The sequence below is a fragment of the Streptomyces sp. URMC 124 genome (genome assembly GCF_051386455.1).
In the GTDB taxonomy this organism is placed as follows: Bacteria; Actinomycetota; Actinomycetes; order Streptomycetales; family Streptomycetaceae; genus Streptomyces.
In genome coordinates, this window is sequence record NZ_JBPQTS010000343.1 from 1 (window position 1) to 835 (window position 835).

Genomic DNA, 835 nt, shown 5'->3' on the forward strand with positions numbered 1-835 from the left:
GATCCGGTGTCTGCGTTCCCCGTCGTGCCGGGGCGCAGGTGGGGTCCGGGCCTGTGGTGGTCGGCGACCTGCGGGAGGCATGTGGCTTCGGGGTCGAACGCGATGCGCGTCCAGCTGATGGTCCTCGACCGTGATGCGCGGATGGTCGGCATGGCGGGGTGCCCGGTGCGGCTGCTGTGGCGCGACGGCGGGGGGCGGGTGCGCTCGTGGGTGCCGCAGATCTTCGCCCGGTACGCGGACGGCACCGGCGTGCTGGCGGACTGTCCCAGTCACCCGGAGGCCGGTGGTGAACGGGCCATGAAGGCCGCGGAGGCGGTGGCGGAAGCGTGTGCGCAGGTGGGGTTCGTCTACCGGCGTCTTGAGCGGCTGGACGAGGTGGTCGAGGCCAACGTGAAGTGGCTGGCCGGCTACCGGCATCCCCGCAACCAGGGCCGGCCGGGAGTGGCGGCGGCGGTGCGCAGCGCGGGAGAAGGCGTTGGCCTGGCAGCGGCACATCCGGGAGGTCGAGTGCGGCCTGCCCGACGGGGCGGGCAGCGGCGGGGCGATGCGGGTGGAGTACGACCCGGACCGGTGGACCCTGGCCCAGCGGGAGCAGGCCAAAGCGCGGGAGCTGACGGCACTGGGCTTCGGGCGGGTGTCGAGGACGACGGTGCAGCGCATGCGGCTGGCCTACCGCAAGCAGGGACTGTGGGGGCTGGTCGAGCCCCGCACTACCCGCAGCCCGAACGGAGGCGGACGTCAGGACGAACGGGTCGTCGCCGCGGTCAAGGACGTACTGCGCGGGCAGCGGGGGCGCTCCAAAGGCACCGTCAAGGGCCTGATGCCGCGGGTCGCG

The 835-nt window shown here is 73.8% G+C and carries 2 pseudogenes; both read left to right on the plus strand.

The features are described 5' to 3' along the window. Nucleotides 1–564: pseudogene (locus tag ACSNOG_RS32840) on the plus strand (TnsA-like heteromeric transposase endonuclease subunit); the annotation flags it as partial. Beyond that, nucleotides 458–835 (plus strand): annotated as a pseudogene (locus tag ACSNOG_RS32845) (transposase); the annotation flags it as partial. The pseudogenes ACSNOG_RS32840 and ACSNOG_RS32845, both read left to right, overlap by 107 nt.